General features: G+C 62.0%; 13 protein-coding genes and 1 pseudogene. 8 read left to right on the plus strand and 6 right to left on the minus strand.

Annotated elements, in window-relative coordinates; all coding sequences use genetic code 11:
• Positions 1-2: 2 nt before the first annotated feature.
• Positions 3-344: an antibiotic biosynthesis monooxygenase family protein gene (locus KVG91_RS07285; RefSeq protein WP_169377393.1), complete on the minus strand. Its 342-nt coding sequence runs from the start codon at positions 342-344 to the stop codon at positions 3-5.
• A 328-nt stretch (positions 345-672) separates the two neighbouring features.
• Here KVG91_RS07285 and KVG91_RS07290 point away from each other — a divergent pair, with 328 nt between their 5' ends.
• Positions 673-1,602, plus strand: a complete 930-nt coding sequence (locus KVG91_RS07290; RefSeq protein ID WP_169377392.1) for an AraC family transcriptional regulator — start codon at positions 673-675, stop codon at positions 1,600-1,602.
• Between the two features lie 136 nt (positions 1,603-1,738).
• On the opposite strand, the gene KVG91_RS07295 is transcribed toward KVG91_RS07290, so the two are convergent.
• The 4 genes from KVG91_RS07295 to edd form a co-directional block, all read right to left on the minus strand.
• On the minus strand, positions 1,739-3,166 hold the full coding sequence (locus KVG91_RS07295) for an ATP-binding protein (RefSeq protein WP_217894911.1): 1,428 nt from the start codon (positions 3,164-3,166) through the stop codon (positions 1,739-1,741).
• Positions 3,167-3,197: 31 nt separating this feature from the next.
• Complete coding sequence (locus tag KVG91_RS07300; RefSeq protein WP_015885655.1) at positions 3,198-3,932, minus strand: response regulator; 735 nt, start codon at positions 3,930-3,932, stop codon at positions 3,198-3,200.
• Positions 3,933-4,068: 136 nt separating this feature from the next.
• The gene (locus KVG91_RS07305) at positions 4,069-5,025 is read right to left on the minus strand and encodes a glucokinase (RefSeq protein ID WP_169377390.1); all 957 of its coding nucleotides are present in this window, start codon (positions 5,023-5,025) and stop codon (positions 4,069-4,071) included.
• Positions 5,022-6,848 (minus strand): phosphogluconate dehydratase, encoded by a 1,827-nt coding sequence (gene edd, locus KVG91_RS07310; protein ID WP_217894881.1) that lies wholly within the window; start codon positions 6,846-6,848, stop codon positions 5,022-5,024. The genes KVG91_RS07305 and edd overlap by 4 nt, the downstream gene beginning before the upstream one ends.
• Before the next feature lie 221 nt (positions 6,849-7,069).
• Here edd and gap point away from each other — a divergent pair, with 221 nt between their 5' ends.
• The 7 genes and pseudogenes from gap to KVG91_RS28210 all read left to right on the plus strand — a co-directional run bounded on the left by gap (position 7,070) and on the right by KVG91_RS28210 (position 16,180).
• Positions 7,070-8,071 carry a type I glyceraldehyde-3-phosphate dehydrogenase gene (gene gap, locus KVG91_RS07315; RefSeq protein ID WP_169378064.1) on the plus strand — a complete coding sequence of 334 codons (1,002 nt, stop codon included), beginning with the start codon at positions 7,070-7,072 and terminating at the stop codon, positions 8,069-8,071.
• Between the two features lie 210 nt (positions 8,072-8,281).
• On the plus strand, positions 8,282-8,800 hold the full coding sequence (locus KVG91_RS07320) for an RNA polymerase sigma factor (protein WP_169378065.1): 519 nt from the start codon (positions 8,282-8,284) through the stop codon (positions 8,798-8,800).
• A 75-nt stretch (positions 8,801-8,875) separates the two neighbouring features.
• Positions 8,876-9,844: a FecR family protein gene (locus KVG91_RS07325; protein WP_169378068.1), complete on the plus strand. Its 969-nt coding sequence runs from the start codon at positions 8,876-8,878 to the stop codon at positions 9,842-9,844.
• A gap of 114 nt (positions 9,845-9,958) precedes the next feature.
• The gene (locus KVG91_RS07330) at positions 9,959-12,526 is read left to right on the plus strand and encodes a TonB-dependent receptor (RefSeq protein WP_169378070.1); all 2,568 of its coding nucleotides are present in this window, start codon (positions 9,959-9,961) and stop codon (positions 12,524-12,526) included.
• Positions 12,527-12,659: 133 nt separating this feature from the next.
• Positions 12,660-13,267: pseudogene (locus KVG91_RS07335) on the plus strand (biliverdin-producing heme oxygenase).
• A 239-nt stretch (positions 13,268-13,506) separates the two neighbouring features.
• Positions 13,507-13,908, plus strand: a complete 402-nt coding sequence (locus tag KVG91_RS07340) for a YbaN family protein (RefSeq protein WP_169378074.1) — start codon at positions 13,507-13,509, stop codon at positions 13,906-13,908.
• Between the two features lie 133 nt (positions 13,909-14,041).
• Positions 14,042-16,180 (plus strand): methyl-accepting chemotaxis protein, encoded by a 2,139-nt coding sequence (locus KVG91_RS28210; RefSeq protein ID WP_169378075.1) that lies wholly within the window; start codon positions 14,042-14,044, stop codon positions 16,178-16,180.
• A 129-nt stretch (positions 16,181-16,309) separates the two neighbouring features.
• Here KVG91_RS28210 and KVG91_RS07350 read toward each other — a convergent pair whose 3' ends face one another.
• Positions 16,310-16,873 (minus strand): NAD(P)H nitroreductase, encoded by a 564-nt coding sequence (locus tag KVG91_RS07350; RefSeq protein ID WP_169378077.1) that lies wholly within the window; start codon positions 16,871-16,873, stop codon positions 16,310-16,312.
• Positions 16,874-16,975 lie beyond the last annotated feature (102 nt).

Here is a 16,975-nt window from a genome sequence, read left to right on the forward strand (position 1 = left end):
CCCTAACCGGCCAGTTGCAGGTACTCGCCATAGGCATGGGCGGCGGATGCATCGGTGAACGTCTGGAAATCCATGCTGCGCACCACCATGTCGTTCAGCAGCTCGGTAAAGATCATCAGGGCCGGCGAACTGAAGTAGGCGTTCATCGCCTGCTCGCTGCTCCAGAAACCTGTGACCAACCATATATCGGGGTCGACCTGGGAATGCTGCAACGAGAATTGCAGGCAACCCTGAGCCTGGCGGCCCGGTTCGATCAGACTGCTCAAGCGTGCACCGAGTTCGGTGCTGCACCCGGTGCGGGCGCGGATAAAGGCCATATGGCTCGCGGGAATGGGGGTGGACATGTTCGACTCTCCCGTTGAGAAGTGATGCTCGGCAAGCACTGTGGGGGGTGTGTTGCCACAGGATCAACGATAACGGCGCGGGTCTGGGCGCGGTTAGTCGATTCCTGCCGGCTTATTGCACAATCCTGCGAGAAGCGCAGGGAAGACGTTGGGCAGCCGGTTTTATTCCAAGGGCCCCGGCGTTGTTTCAGGCAGATGACAGGCGCCGCGATTGCCTGATTCACGATAGGCCGCAGGATCAGGCAAGGATTGTGCAGAATCGACGTAACACTGTTTGAAAAGCCGCCGCTAAGCTGAACCCATCGAAGTAGCCAGCAGAGGACGTTCCATGCCGTCGCCCGACCTTAAAGCCATGCCTCTCGATGCCGAGATGGAAAAGCAGCGCGCCGAACTGGCCAGCATCGTGCAACGGCATACCTGGGAGGATGGTTCCTACGGTACGGCCATCACTGCGTTGTTTCTGAACCGCCACAACACACCGCGCGACTTCATGCCGGTGTTGGTGGAGCCTGCCCTGTGCATTCTTGCCAGCGGCAGCAAGGAAGTGCGCCTGGCCGACGAGATTTTTGCCTACGATCCGCTCAACTACCTGGTGTTTTCGGTGGCGATGCCGGTGGCCGGGCGGATCATCGAAGCCACCCCGGAACACCCGAACCTGTCGGTGCGCATCAATATCGACCCGGCGCAACTGACGGCCTTGATCGCCGAGGCAGGCCCGATGGGCGTGCCGTCGCGACCGACCTCCCGTGGCATGTACGTCGACCGCATCGACCATCAGCTGCTCGACGCCGTGCTGCGTCTGACGCGGCTGCTGGACACGCCCAAAGACATCGCCATGCTCGCGCCGCTGATCAACCGCGAGATCCTCTACCGCTTGCTGCGCGGTCCCCAGGGTTATCGGCTGTATGAAATCGCCGTGGCCAACAGCCAGAGCCATCGGGTCAGCCAGGCGATCACATGGTTGAACCGCAACTACGAGCAACCGCTGCGCATTGATGACCTGGCCAAGGAAGTAAACCTGAGCGTCTCGACCTTGCACCACCGCTTCAAGGCGATCACTGCCATGAGCCCGCTGCAGTATCAGAAGCAACTGCGCTTGCAGGAAGCGCGCCGGTTGATGATTGCCGAAGGGCTCGAAGCGTCGGCGGCGGGGTATCGCGTGGGGTATGAAAGCCCGTCGCAGTTCAGCCGGGAGTACAGCCGGCTATTCGGGGCGCCGCCGTTAAGAGACCTGGCCAGATTGCGTCAAAGCATCTGACTCAACAGAGATCAAAATGTGGGAGCTGGCTTGCCTGCGATAGCATCACCTCGGTTTGTCTGAACCACCGAGGCGTCTGTATCGCAGGCAAGCCAGCTCCCACATAAGCCAGCTCCCACATTGGGCCTGTGTGTAGTCAGTCCAAGCCTCGGGGCAATTGCAGGGTCACCCGCAACCCACCCTCGCGCAAATTCTGCAAACTCACTTCACCGCCATGGCTGTGGGCAATGTTGCGCGCAATCCCCAACCCCAAGCCGTAGCCCTGCTGCTGCCCCGCCAGGCGGAAGTGCGGTTCGAACACCTGCTCCAGACGCTGCTCCGGAACCCCAGGGCCTTCGTCATCCACGTGCAGGACGAATTGCGCGCCGTCGTCCTCGATGTGCAGATGGGCGTTCTGCCCGTACTTCAACGCATTATCGATCAGGTTACCGATGCAGCGCTTGAGCGCCAGCGGTTTACCCGGGTAAGCGGTCAATGCACGGCCGTACTGGGTGACGCGGCCATTGCCATTGGGCGCCAGGTAAGGTTCGACCAGGCAGTCGAGCACATGATTGAGGTCCACCGGCTCGATGTTCTCGTGAATATCGGTATCTTTCACGCACTGCAGCGCGCCTTTGACCAGCAATTCGAGCTCATCCAGGTCCCGGCCGAACTTGGTTTGCAGGTTTTCATCTTCGAGCAGTTCCACGCGCAGGCGCAGGCGGGTGATGGGGGTGCGCAAGTCGTGGGAGATTGCACTGAACAATTGGCTGCGTTCCGTGAGGTAACGGCTGATGCGCTCGCGCATGGCATTGAACGCACGGCCCACTTCCACGACTTCACTGCCTCCGCCTTCAGCGACCGGCTCCACATGGGCGCCCAGGGACATGTCCCGCGCCGCCCGCGCCAGGCGCTTGAGGGGCCGGCTCTGCCAGTGCACCAGCAAGCCGATAAACAGCAGCAGGAAACCGCTGGTCAGCACGATGAACCACACTTGCTGGGACGGCAGGCCTTGTTCTTCGAGGCTGGTGTAGGGCTCGGGCAACAGCGAGGCGATGTACAGCCATTCGCCAGGCGCGAGCTGGATCTGGGTGACCAGCACCGGTGGGTTCACCGGCTCCAGGGTCAGCGCGTAATGGGCCCAGGAGCGCGGCAGCTCATCGAGCTTCAGGCCGGCATTGAAAATGCGCAGGTCTTCGGCGCTGACAAACTCCACCGACATGTGCACATCGGCACCGAGGGTCTGTTTGAGCACCTCATCCACCGTTTCGAGCACCGCTTGTTTACGCGGGGTCTGCGGCAGGATGGCCATGTCCAGCGGGCGATCATTGAGGGTCACCACAAAACGCGTGCCGCCCATGCTGCGTAACTGGTCGAGGACCAACGGGCGATACGCCACGGGCAGCGAACGGAAATAACTTGCACTGGCGGTCATCGAATGCGCCAGGCTGCGGGCGCTGGTGACCAGGCCTTCAAGCTGGGTGGCACGCAATTGCGAAACCCAGATCACGCTGGACAGCGCCTGGGCAAACAACACGGCCAGCAGCGTCAGGAGCAGCATGCGCCCCAGCAACGAGCGCGGCACGGGGAAACGTCGGTGGCGTTCGGTTACCGGTTCAGTGGGCATTGCCGGCAACCACGCTGGCTGCCAGTTGATAACCGCTGCCGCGAACGGTGCGGATCAGCCTCGGGGGTTTTTCGGTATCGCGCAGGCGCTGGCGCAAGCGGCTGACGGCCATGTCGACGATCCGGTCCAGCGGCATCAGGTCGCGACCACGGGTGGCGTTGCCGATGGTGTCGCGGTCGAGGATTTGTTGCGGGTGGTCGAGAAACAATTTGAGCAGGGCAAAGTCAGCGCCGGAGAGGATGACCTCTTCACCATCCACATGGAACAGGCGGTGGCTGATCATATCCAGGCGCCATTCATCGAATACCAGCACGTCGCCACCACTGCTGCGTTCCTGGCCAAACTGGCAACGGCGCAACAACGCCTTGATCCGTGCCTGCAACTCGCGCGGGCTGAATGGCTTGCCGATATAGTCGTCGGCGCCCAGCTCCAGGCCGATCACGCGGTCGGCCTCATCGGAGCTGGCGGTAAGCATGATGATGGGCACCTGCGCCTGGCGCGGGTGCTGACGGATCCAGCGGCAGAGGCTGAAACCGTCTTCGTCCGGCAACATCACATCAAGGATGACCAGGTCGCACGGCGCTTCGTTCATCGCCTGGCGGAACCCCGCGCCATCCGGCACGCCACGCACCTGGAAACCGGCGCGACTGAGGTAGGTTTGCAGCAATTCGCGGATTTCCTGGTCGTCGTCGACGAGGAGAATCGATTTACTGATTACGCTCACGGGGTCCTCCTTGTTGTTATGGCCAAGCTTAAGTCATTTGTTGCCCTTGAGGGACTCATCGCAGGCAAGCAAGCTCCCACATTGAAACGCATTCCTCTGTGGGAGCTGGGCTTGCCCGCGATGGCGTCATCACGGCTTACGCAAATGCCTGCTCCAAAGCCACACCCGCCCCAGTCAACCCCGAATACGGCGCAGTCACCAGCCACACCGGGATGCCCTTGAAGTAGTCGCTCATGCAGCCTTTGTCGGCAAAGCTCTTGGCGAAACCACTGGCGATAAAGAAGTCGGCAAACCTGGGAATCACCCCGCCCACGATATACACCCCGCCGCGACCACCGGTGGTCAGCACGTTATTGCCCGCCACCCGGCCCAGCCAAATGCTGAACTGGTCCAGTACTTCCATCGCCACCGGGTCGCCGGCCAGGCCTGCCGCCGTGATCGCTTCAGGCGTCTCCAGCACCGGCGCATGCCCATCGACCGCGCAGATCGCCCGATACAGTCGCGGCAACCCACCACCGCTCAAGGCGGTTTCAGCGCTGACATGCCCGATCTCGGTGTAGATATGCTGCCACAGCTGGGTTTCCCGCTGGCTGCTCAGGGGCAGGTCGACATGCCCGCCCTCCCCCGGCAACGCGGCAAAGCGCCCCGCGCCCAGATCCAGCAAAGTGCCGACACCCAGGCCAGTGCCCGGGCCGATCACCACGGCTGGCCGCAGGGGTTCCGGCGTGCCTTCGCAGACCACGCGGAATTCGTCGGGCTTGAGCTGGGTCATGCCCAGGGCCATGGCCGAGAAATCATTGATCAGCAGCAGTTCATCCACCTGCAACGTCTGGCAAAACGCAGTCTTGCTCAAGCGCCAGTGATTGTTGGTGAATTTAAATTCATCCCCGCTCACCGGCCCCGCCACCGACAGACAAACAGCGCCGATGTCGCCGATGTGCAGGCCTTCCTCCTTGAGGTAGACCTTGATCGCGTCCTCGGGGCTTGAATGATCCGCCGTGGCCTGCACTCGGATCGAATGCAGTGCCTGATCGCGCCACAACGCAAAACGCGCGTTGGTCCCCCCGATATCACCGACCAGCGCTAACTTCACTTAAGCGTCTCCAAGGCACAGGTAAAGGCGCTGGCACCCTGCTCTGCGGAGCTGGCGGCCAGGCGCATAAATGCAAACAGCTCGCGACCGGCCCCCACGTTATTGCCCAACAGGCCAGTGGCAGGCGTGCGCGCTGCAAATGCTTCGGCGTCCACCTTAAGCTCCAAGGTGCCCTTCACGCCATCCACGCGAATGATATCGCCATCGCGTACCCGCGCCAGTGGCCCGCCGCTCTGGGCTTCGGGGTTGACGTGAATCGCGGCGGGGATCTTACCCGACGCGCCGGACATACGCCCGTCCGTTACCAATGCGACCTTGAAGCCACGGTCCTGCAATACGCCGAGGAACGGCGTCATCTTGTGCAATTCCGGCATGCCATTGGAGCGCGGGCCCTGAAAGCGCATCACCGCGACAAAGTCTTTTTCCAGCTGGCCGGCCTTGAACGCATCGGCCAGGTCTTGTTGATCCTGGAACACCACGGCAGGCGCTTCGACGACCTGGTGCTCCGGCGCCACCGCAGACACTTTCATCACGCCGCGCCCCAGGTTGCCTTCCATCACGCGCAAGCCGCCTTCCGGTGAAAACGCACGGGCCACGGGGCGCAGGATGGTTTCGTCGAGGCTTTCGATAGGCCCGTCGCGCCAGATCAGCTCGCCGTCGACCAGGAACGGCTCCGCGGTGTAACGGCTCAGGCCCTTGCCCGCCACGGTGTTGACGTCTTCGTGGAGCAGCCCGGCTTCGAGCAACTCGCGGATCAGGAACGACATGCCGCCCGCCGCCTGGAAGTGATTGATATCGGCCTTGCCGTTTGGATACACGTGGGACAGGGTCGGTACCACCTCGGAGAGGTCGGCCATGTCGTCCCACGTGAGGATAATGCCCGCCGACATGGCGATGGCCGGCATGTGCAGGGTGTGGTTGGTGGAGCCGCCCGTAGCGTTGAGCGCAACAATGGCGTTGACGATGGATTTCTCGTCGACGATCTCGCCGATCGGCGTGAAGTTGCCGTTGGCCTTGGTCAGGCGCGTGACCTGGTGCGCGGCTTCGCGGGTCAGGGCATCACGCAGCGGCGTGTACGGGTTGACAAACGAGGCGCCCGGCAAGTGCAGGCCCATCACTTCCATCAGCAACTGGTTGGTGTTGGCGGTGCCGTAGAACGTACAGGTGCCGGGGCTGTGGTAGGACTTCATCTCCGACTCCAGCAGCTCTTCGCGGCTGGCCTTGCCTTCGGCGTAGCGCTGGCGCACGTCGGCCTTCTGCTTGTTGGAGATGCCCGACGGCATCGGCCCGCCCGGCACGAAGATCATCGGCAGGTGGCCGTAGCGCAGCGCCCCCATCATCAGGCCGGGGACGATCTTGTCGCAGATGCCCAGCATCAGCGCGGCATCGAACATGTTGTGGGACAGCGCGACCGCTGTGGACATGGCAATGACTTCACGGCTGAGCAGGCTCAGCTCCATGCCGGGCTCGCCCTGGGTCACACCGTCGCACATGGCCGGGGTGCCACCGGCGAACTGGCCGACCGAGCCGACTTCGCGCAGGGCCTTCTTGATCTGCTCAGGGAAATGCTCGTACGGCTGATGCGCCGAGAGCATGTCGTTATATGAAGAAACAATTGCCACGTTGGCGGCATTCATCATGCGCAGACTATTTTTATCTTCAGTGCCGCAACCGGCCACGCCGTGGGCGAAGTTGGCGCACTGCAGCTTGCCGCGCATCGGACCGTCGCTGGCTGCGCCGCGAATGAGCGCAAGGTAAGCCTCGCGGGTGGCGCGGCTGCGGGCGATAAGCCGTTCGGTGACCTCAAGGACGCGGGGATGCATGTGTAGAACTCCAGGCTAACGGATGTGGCGACCTGAGTGTCTATGCTGATCAAACGCCCGCAGCTCATGGGATGGCAGGGAGTCGTTTGGATCATCGGACCAGTTGATTCAGGTCACTCGTTGTAGATTGAACAAAATATTGCCACTAAAAAGGCTTGTTTTCTATTTTTATGCGAATAATCTTGTAATTCTTACAACAAATCGACGATAGGCGCTTTCCAATGACTCTTCGTATCGCAATCAATGGTTTTGGCCGTATCGGCCGTAATGTCCTGCGCGCACTGTATACCCAAGGCTACCGCCAGGATTTGCAGATCGTCGCCATCAATGATCTGGGCGACAGTTCGATCAATGCCCACCTGCTCAAATACGACACCGTGCATGGCACTTTCGACGCAGAGGTCGCCCACGATCAGGAAAGCCTGACCGTCAACGGTGACCGGATTGCCGTCAGCGCCATCCGCAACCCGGCCGACCTGCCGTGGGCTGCGCACCAGATCGACGTGGTGTTCGAATGCACCGGTCTGTTCACCGACCGTGACAAGGCCGCCGCCCATATCAGCGCCGGCGCGCGCAAGGTGATCATCTCGGCACCGGCCAAGGGCGCGGACGCCACCGTGGTCTACGGCGTCAACCATGACATTCTGCGTCAATCCCACCAGATCATCTCCAACGCCTCGTGCACCACCAACTGCCTGGCGCCGGTTGCCCAGGTGCTGCACCGCGAATTGGGTATCGAAAGCGGCCTGATGACCACCATTCACGCCTACACCAACGACCAGAACCTGACCGACGTCTATCACGCCGACCCATACCGTGCGCGTTCGGCGACCCAGAACATGATCCCGAGCAAAACCGGCGCCGCCGAAGCGGTGGGCCTGGTCCTGCCGGAACTGGCGGGCAAGCTGACCGGCATGGCCGTGCGCGTGCCGGTGATCAACGTGTCGCTGGTAGACCTTACCGTGCAACTGAAGAAGGAAGCCACGGCAGAGGAAGTCAACGCGCTGCTCAAGGACGCCAGCCAGCATTCGAAGATCCTCGGCTACAACACCCTGCCGCTGGTTTCCAGCGACTTCAACCACAACCCGCTGTCGTCGATCTTCGATGCCAACCACACCAAGGTCAGCGGCAAACTGCTGAAGGTGCTGGCCTGGTACGACAACGAATGGGGCTTCTCCAACCGTATGCTGGACAACTGCCTGGCGCTCTGCAACGCCGAATAATCGGACATGCAGATCCCCTGTGGGAGCTGGCTTGCCTGCGATTGCATCACCTCGGTCTGGCTGAAAGGCCGAGTCGTCTGCATCGCGGGCAAGCCCGGCTCCCACAGAGGCTCGGTTCCAACCGATAGCCGGGTTGCATCTCAAAGTGCCACTTGCCATTTCAGTTGATGATAAGCATTATCATTAACTGCAAACCGGTCTGGTATCTCTGTGAGCCAATCTCGCTTCAACCACGTCTTTCTCACCCAACGGGTGATTCTGCTTCGCACCCTGCAGCGCATGGTGAATAACCACAGCACCGCTGAGGACCTGTTGCAGGAAACCTACCTGCGCGTCACCCGGGCCCTGAGCGAGCGGCCGATCGATCACCTTGAACCCTTTGTCTATCAAACCGCGCGTAACCTGGCGCTGGATCATCTGCGCGCGCGCAGGATCCAAGCCCGTACGTTGCAGGAAGATGTACCGCTGGACGTCCTGCAAGGTGTCGCCGCTCCCATCAGTACGCCCGAAGATGCCACCCAGGCCGAGCAACTGCTGGAGCACCTGAGCGTCAGCCTCGGCCAGTTGAGCCCGCGTCAGCAGCAGATCTTCATCCTCAGTCGCCTGCACGGCTGCAGCTACCAGGAGATTGCCGATCAGTTGGCGGTGTCCTTGAGCACCGTGCAAAAGGAACTGAAATTGATCATGGCCATCTGTGTAGGTGTGGCCGAGCGACTGGATCAGCCTTAAGCTGCCCCCCGACAGAAGTGTCGACCCAAGCTGTAGGAAAGATGAATAGAACGTGGCGAAGACCCGAGGCACACCGTGACGGACCCGAATAAACTGCCCCCCCATGCGTTGGCTCATGAGGTGTTGCAAGACACGGCTATGGACCAGGCCCTCGATTGGCTGATCGCCTTGCAGTGCGCGCAGCCCGGCCAACAGGCCGAATTCGAAGCCTGGCTGACCAGCGATCCGGCCCATGCCCAGGCGTTCGCCAAGGCACAGGCCGCCTGGGGTGGCGCACCGGTGCACAGTGCCGCCATTGCCCTGGCGGCGCCGCGCAAGCCCAGCACCTGGCGCCGGATCAAGCCGCATTGGAAACCGCTGGCCACGGCCGCCGTGCTGCTGATCGGTCTGTTCAACTTCAGCAACCTGCCGGTGCGCCTGCAAGCCGACCACCTCACCGTGGTGGGCGAACGCCAGCGCCTGCAACTGGACGATGGCTCCAAGGTGTTGCTCAACACCAATTCGGCGTTCTCCAGCACCGTGCAGAACCACCAGCGCATCGCCCGCCTCTACCAGGGCGAAGCGTTTTTCGAAATAGCCCCGGGCCATGGCCTGCCTCTGGAAATCGACGCCGGCCCGGTGCGCGCCAGTGTGCGCGATACCGCCTTCGCCGTGCGCTACCTCGATGGCGAAGCCCAAGTGCAAGTGCAGCGCGGCGACGTCGACCTGAGCACTACCGTCAACGATGCCGTCGTGCGCCTGAGCGCGGGTGAAAGTATCCGCATCGGGCCCAAGGGCTTTGGCCAGCCCTCCAAGCTGGATGCCGACAAAGACCTGGCCTGGGTACAAGGCCGGCTGGTCTTCGAAAACTGCCCGATGGGCGAAGTGCTCGCCGAGTTGCGGCGCTACTACCCCGGCTGGATCGTCAGCACCAACGACAGGCTCGCCAGCGTGGCTGTGACCGGCAATTATCGGCTCGACCAACCGCTGGACGTGGTGCGCTCGCTGGCGCACATCACCTCGGCCAAGCTGTCGGAATATCCGGCGCTGGTCATCTTGAACTAAATGAGAATTATTTTTACTCGATAGCACCCGACGGTACGTCTCGTCTTAGTCAATGCAACTGATTCCTATTTGGTCGGTTCGCAACTATAAGATTCGTACTCCGGAGCGCTCTCGATGTCCTCTTGTTTCATCCGCCGGTCTTCTTCGCCTGCCCTGTCCTTGCTGACCGCCGCCCTCCTGCTGGCCGGCGTGCCGGTGATGACCGCCAGCGCCGCCGAACCTGCGCCACGCAGCCACGGCAATTACACCTTCAGCATCGAACAGCAGCCGCTGGTTTCGGCACTCAATGCCTTTACCACGGTAACCGGCTGGCAAGTCGGCCTGCCGGCAGAGCTGGGCCAGGGTGTGTCGTCGCCCGGCGTACGCGGCGCGCTGCCGCCGGACAAAGCCCTGGACCGGCTGTTGGTGGGGACCAGCCTGAGCTACCGCAAACTGGGCAGCAACACCATCGTCCTGGAAAAACGCACAGCGGGCAGCACCCTCAACCTGCAGCAGGTGACCATCAGCGCCACCCGCAATGCACAGGATGTGGACAGCGTTCCGAGCACCGTCAGCGTGCAGGAACGCGAAGCGCTCGACCGCCAGAACGTGAATACCATTCGTGAACTGGTGCGCTATGAACCCAACGTCTCGGTAGGCGGCGCCGGGGGTCGCTCGAGCAATTCGGGCTACAACATTCGCGGCATCGACGGCGACCGCATCCTCACCCAGGTGGATGGCGTGGAAGTGCCGGACAACTTCTTCAACGGCCCCTATGCCAAGACCCGTCGCAACTACGTCGACCCGGAAATCGTCAAGCGCGTGGAGATCCTGCGCGGCCCGGCCTCGGCGCTGTACGGCAGCAGCGCCATCGGCGGCGCCGTCAGCTATTTCACCCTCGACCCGGATGACATCATCAAGCCCGGCCAGGACGTCGGCGCCCGTCTCAAAACCGGCTACAGCTCCGCCGACGAGAGCTGGCTGACCTCCGGCACCGTCGCCGGTCGCGTGCAGGACTTCGACGGTTTGCTGCACCTGAGCCAGCGCAATGGCCACGAAATGGAGTCCTACGACGGCAACAACGCCACCGGCCTGGCGCGCACCGGCGCCAACCCGGAAGAGGCACGCACCACCAACGTGCTGGCCAAGCTGGGCTGGAAATACGGCGACGACAATCGCCTTGGCCTGACCTACGAGAAGTACAAGGATGATCGCGACGTCAACCTGAAAAGTGCCGTGGGCGGGCCGTTCAACGCGGGCCCCTTCGTCTCCAACTGGTACCGCGCCCGCACCGGCAATGACACCCTTACCCGTGAGCGCTTCGGCCTGGAAAACAGCTTCGCCCTCGAGTCGCCGATTGCCGACCGCATCAAGACCAGCCTCAATTATCAGATCGCCAAGACCGACCAGACGACGGCTGAAATCTATCAGCCAAGTCGCCGCGTGTTGCGCACCCGCGAGACCTTGTATCAAGAAAGGCAGTGGGTCTTCGACGCGCAATTGGACAAGGCCTTCAGCCTCGGCGACACCGATCACCAGGTGACCTACGGCACCACCCTCAAGCAGCAGAAAGTCACTGGCTCTCGTGAAGGCGCGGCCACTTGCCTGGCCGTCGGCAGTGGTTGCACCGCCATCGGCGCACCCAGTCCATCGGCCGGGGACAGCGTACGCAAGGCCAGCGACTTTCCGGATCCGACCATCAACACTTATTCGCTGTTCGCACAGGACCAGATCGCCTGGGGCAAATGGACATTCCTGCCCGCCGTGCGCTACGACTACACCCAACTCAAGCCCAAATTGACCGAAGAGTTCCTCAACACCGTCGACCCGACGCGGATCTACGCCCACAGTGACAAGGAAAAAACCTGGCACCGTGTGACGCCCAAGTTCGGCCTGACCTACGCGCTGACCGATCACTACACCTGGTTTGGCCAGTACGCTGAAGGCTTCCGCACCCCCTCCGCCAAAGCCTTGTACGGGCGTTTTGAGAACCTGCAGCAGGGTTACACCGTGGAACCCAACCCGGACCTCAAGCCGGAAAGCAGCAAGGGCGTGGAAACCGGGATCCGCGGCAACTTCGATTCCGGTTCGTTTGATATTGCCGTGTTCTACAACAAATACCGCAACTTCATCGACGAGGACGCCTCCGTCGCCGGCGATACCTCACAGCAATTCGAAGCCAACAATATCAGGCACGCCACCATCAAGGGGATCGAAGCCAAAGGGCGCCTGAACCTCGACGCGTTCGGCGCGCCGCAAGGCCTGTACAGCCAGGGTTCGATTGGCTACACCTATGGCCGCAACGACGACAATGGCGAGGCGCTCAACAGCGTCAACCCGCTCAAGGGCGTATTCGGCCTGGGCTACGACCAGGACAACTACGGTGGCCTGCTGAGCTGGACCCTGGTGAAAAAACAGAATCGCGTCGACAGCACCACCTTCCACGCGCCTGACGGCAGCGCCACGGGCCCGTTCAAGACCCCGGGCTTCGGCGTCCTCCACCTGACCGCCTTCTACAAAGTCACCAACGATGTGACCGTCAACGGTGGCCTCTACAACCTGACCGACAAAAAGTACTGGAACTGGGATGACGTGCGCAGCTACGACGGCGTCGGCGAAGCCGGCGTGACCTCGCCGGCCAACCTCGACCGGTTGACCCAGCCGGGTCGCAACTTCGCGATCAACGTGATCTGGGACATCTAACCCCGCCCCACTCACCTCGTCGAAATTTCCTCGACGGGGTGAAGATTTTTTACTGTGCCGCGCCTTCTTGTTCGTCTAGTTGATAACAGCGCTCTTCAGGGCCAGGCGCTCCCCCTTCCCAAGGAATTTTTCAATGACCGCTTCCTCTGCCGCAGAACGCGCAAGCCTACGCTCCCAGCGCCTGAACCAGATCACCCACGAGCCACACACCAAACTCGACGCATTGGTCAAAGCCCACGCCCCCTTCGAAACCCAGGCCAACTTCGCGCGCTTCGTCGTGGCGCAGTACCTGTTCCAGTCAGAACTGGTAGCGCTGTACAACGACGCCGAGCTGAACAACATCGTGCCGGACCTGGCCGAGCGCTGCCGCGCCGAAGCCGCCAGGCTGGACCTGGCCGACCTGGACACCGACGTGCCGGCACCGGTCGCCGGCGCCGTGAAACACCCAGGCAAGGCCGAAGCCCTGGGCTGGCTGTTCGTGTCGGAAGGTTCCAAACTGGGCGCCGCGTTCCTGATCAAGCGCGCCGTGGGCCTGGGCCTGAGCGAAACCTTCGGCGCCCGCCACCTGGGTGAGCCGGCGGGTGGCCGCGCCGAAGGCTGGAAACGCTTCACCCGCACGCTGGACGCCCTGGAATTCACCGCAGAAGAAGAAGCCGCAGCGGAAAAAGGCGCGATCGACGCGTTTGTACGCTTCACCGTATTGCTGGACAGGCGTACGCTAGCGCGCCTGAACTGGCCTGATACCTGAATTGGAATGCAGTCCCATGTGAGAGCTGGCTTGCCTGCGATAGCGGCGTGTAGTGAGCGGGCTTGCCCCGCGCTGGGTGGCGAAGCCGCCCCAATGAAAACACCGCCGACCTCCTAGTAGAACCGAGTCGCGTGGTTTGGGGCGGCTTCGCCACCCAGCGCGGGGCAAGCCCGCTCACTACAGCCGTATTCGCGAGCAAGCCCGCTCCCCTCTGTGATACCCCTATCTATCTATGACCGGCAAACCCCACCCCACCTCGAAAATCGCGCAGCTGCTCTTCGGCCTGCTGGCCTACGTCAGCCTGGGCATCGGGCTGGTGGCGATTGTCATACCGGGTTTGCCCACCACCGAGTTCATCCTGCTGGCTGCCTGGGCCGCCACTAAAAGCTCGCCACGTCTGAGCGCCTGGCTGGAAAACCACCGGTTGTTCGGGCCGATCCTGTTCAACTGGCGCAATGGCAGGATCATCGCCCGCAGGGCCAAGGTCAGCGCCACGCTGAGCATGCTGCTATGCGCCATCCTGATGCTGGTGATGCTCGACCACGGCTGGCCGATCTACCTGGCGATTGCCGGCATGAGCCTGGGCAACCTGTGGATCTGGTCACGTCCGGAACGGCCCGCAGTCCCCGTATAACGTGGCGTGTGGCGTTTCCTACCGCTCATCGCCTGCCTCTCATGAATTGATTTGAGACGCCGATGTTTCAGGTATGGCGTCGAATGGAATTGGCTCTGCCTGCATCTCAACCTGTCCATTCGCGAGTGAACTCATGTTCGACACCCTCTCCATCCGCCTGAAAATCGTACTGCTGTCCGGGCTGTGCCTGCTCGGTGTGATTGCGTTGATCATCAGCATCAACCTGTACGAAACAAATCAGAACGACCATCTGATCAGTGATTCAAGCTCGCGAATGCTCACCAGCAGTGTGGAGAACCTGCTGCAATCCAAAGCCGCCGAACAAGCGGTGCAGCTACAGAAGACCTTTGGCGAAAACCTGCTGGTGGTGACCGCCCTTGCCGATCAGATCAAGGATTTGCGCAACCTGGCCGCCAAGCGCTCGCTGGAACCGGGCGCCCTGCGTGAAGAACTCAACCAGAGCCTGAAGACCGCATTCGAACGCAACAGCAAAGTGCTGGGCGTCTGGCTGTCATTCGAGCCCAACGGCCTGGATGGCAAGGACAGCGAATTCATCGACGACAAGGCCCGCGCGTCCAACGAAACAGGCCGCTTCTCCAGCTACTGGAGCCGCGCCGGCGGCCAAGGCGAGAACACCATCATGGTCGAAGAAGACCTGACCAAGACCACCCTTAACCTTAGCGGTACGCCCTACAACATCTGGTACACCTGCCCAAGGGACACGCGCAACGTTTGTTTGCTCGACCCGTACGAAGACACGGTGGGCGGCACGCCGGTACTGATGACGACTATTTCCTTGCCGCTGATCGTGGACGGTAACGTGATCGGTGTGGTCGGTCTCGATATTGCGCTGAACAGCCTGCAAGCCCTCACCGATGCCGCGCAAAAAACCTTGTTCGACGGCGCCACGCACCTGGAGATCATTTCCAGCACCGGCCTGATTGCCGCCTACAGCGGTGAGCCGGCCAAGGTGGGCAAGAACCTGATCGACATCCTCGGTGCCGAGGGCAAGGAAATCGTGCAACTGCTGGCCAGTAACGCTCAGGTCAACCGTGAACAGGGCGATACGATCCGTGCGGTTTATTCGGTCAAGCCCATCGCCGACGCGAAAGCCTGGGGCGTGGTGATCAAACTGCCCAAGCACGTGATGCTCGCCGATGCCTTGAAGCTGCAAGGCCTGCTCGACCAAGCCCAGGCCAGCGGCACCCTGAAGGCCTTGCTGGTAGGCGCCGGCGCAGGCTTGCTTGGCTTGTTGCTGATCTGGCTGACCGCCACCGGCGTGACCCGCCCGATCAACAGCGTGGCCGCCATGCTCAAGGACATCGCCAGCGGCGACGGCGACCTTACCCAGCGCCTGGCCTACGCCAAAAAGGATGAACTGGGCGAACTGGTCAACTGGTTCAACCGTTTCCTCGACAAGCTGCAACCGACCATCGCGCAGATCAAGCAAAGCATCACTGAAGCCCGTGGCACGGCTGACCAGTCATCGGCCATCGCGCGCCAGACCAGCGAAGGCATGCAGGTGCAGTTCCGCGAAATCGACCAGGTGGCCACCGCCTCCAATGAAATGAGCGCCACCGCCCACGACGTGGCGAACAGCGCCTCCAACGCTGCCAGCGCGGCCCGCGGTGCTGACCTATCGGCGCGTGAAGGCATGTCGATCATCGAGAAGAGCACGCGCGATATCACCACCCTGGCCGAAGAAGTCAGCAAGGCCGTGGGCGAAGTTGAAGCCCTGGCGGTCAACAGCGAGCAGATCGGCTCAGTCCTGGAAGTGATCCGCAGCATTGCCGAGCAGACCAACCTGCTGGCCCTCAACGCCGCCATCGAAGCGGCACGCGCCGGGGAAAGCGGGCGGGGGTTTGCAGTAGTCGCCGACGAAGTGCGCAACCTGGCCAAGCGCACCCAGGATTCGGTGGAGGAAATTCGCCAGGTGATCGAACGCATCCAGAGCGGCACGCGTGGCGTGGTGGCCACCATGCATTCGAGCCAGAGCCAGGCCCAGAGCAACGCCGGGCAGATCCACCAAGCGGTGCAGGCCCTGGGCAAGATCAGCGATGCGGTCACCGTGATCAGCGACATGAACCTGCAGATCGCCAGCGCCGCCGAACAACAGAGCGCGGTAGCCGAAGAGGTCAACCGCAACGTCTCGGCGATCCGCACCGTGACCGAAACCCTCACCGGCCAAGCCACCGAGTCGGCGGCCATCAGCAGCCAACTCAATGCATTGGCCAGCCAGCAGATGAAGTTGATGGATCAGTTCAAGGTATAAACCGATCCCTTGAACACCAGGGATCCCCTGTGGGAGCCGGGCTTGCCCGCGATGCAGACGACTCGGTTTCCCTGAGGAACCGAGTCGATACTATCGCAGCCAAGCCAGCCCCACAGGAACTGTGGTGGTTTAAACGCCGGGCCAGGCTTGCACAAAAGGCGTCAGGTCTTCCCTCGGCGCCGTGCGCGGCGGGTTCTGCGGCGTGCCCAGGTAGAGGAAGCCAATCACTTCCTCGCCCGCCGCGAGCCCCAGGCCTTTGGCGACGTGGGCCGAGTAGGACAATTCGCCGGTGCGCCACACCGCACCAATCCCCTGTGCATAAGCCGCCAACAGGATGCCATGGGCCGCGCATGCGGCGGCCAGCAGTTGCTCGGATTTCGGCACCTTGAAGTGCTCCTGCAGGCGGGCAATCACCACCACCACCAGCGGCGCGCGCAACGGGCCGTTCTGCGCCTTGTCGATGGCCGCTTGCGGTGCGTCGGCATCCTGCAGGCGGGCCGCTTCGGCCAGCAATGTACCCATCTGCTCGCGGGCAGCGCCTTCAACGGTGAGGAAGCGCCAAGGGCGCAGTTGCCCGTGGTCGGGCGCACGCATGGCCGCGGCGAACAGCACGTCGCGCTGCTCCTGGGTCGGCGCCGGTTCCAGCAAGCGCGGCACGGAAACACGGTTGAGCAAAGCGTCGAGAGCCTGCATGGCCACCTCCAGAGAAAAATGTGCGGTCATTCTAGCGGGAATGACTCGGATTCGACCAAACGATAATTGCTCTTATTCATTGCGCCCCGCCCTGTTAAACTT

The organism is Pseudomonas azadiae, assembly GCF_019145355.1.
In the GTDB taxonomy this organism is placed as follows: Bacteria; Pseudomonadota; Gammaproteobacteria; order Pseudomonadales; family Pseudomonadaceae; genus Aquipseudomonas; species Aquipseudomonas azadiae.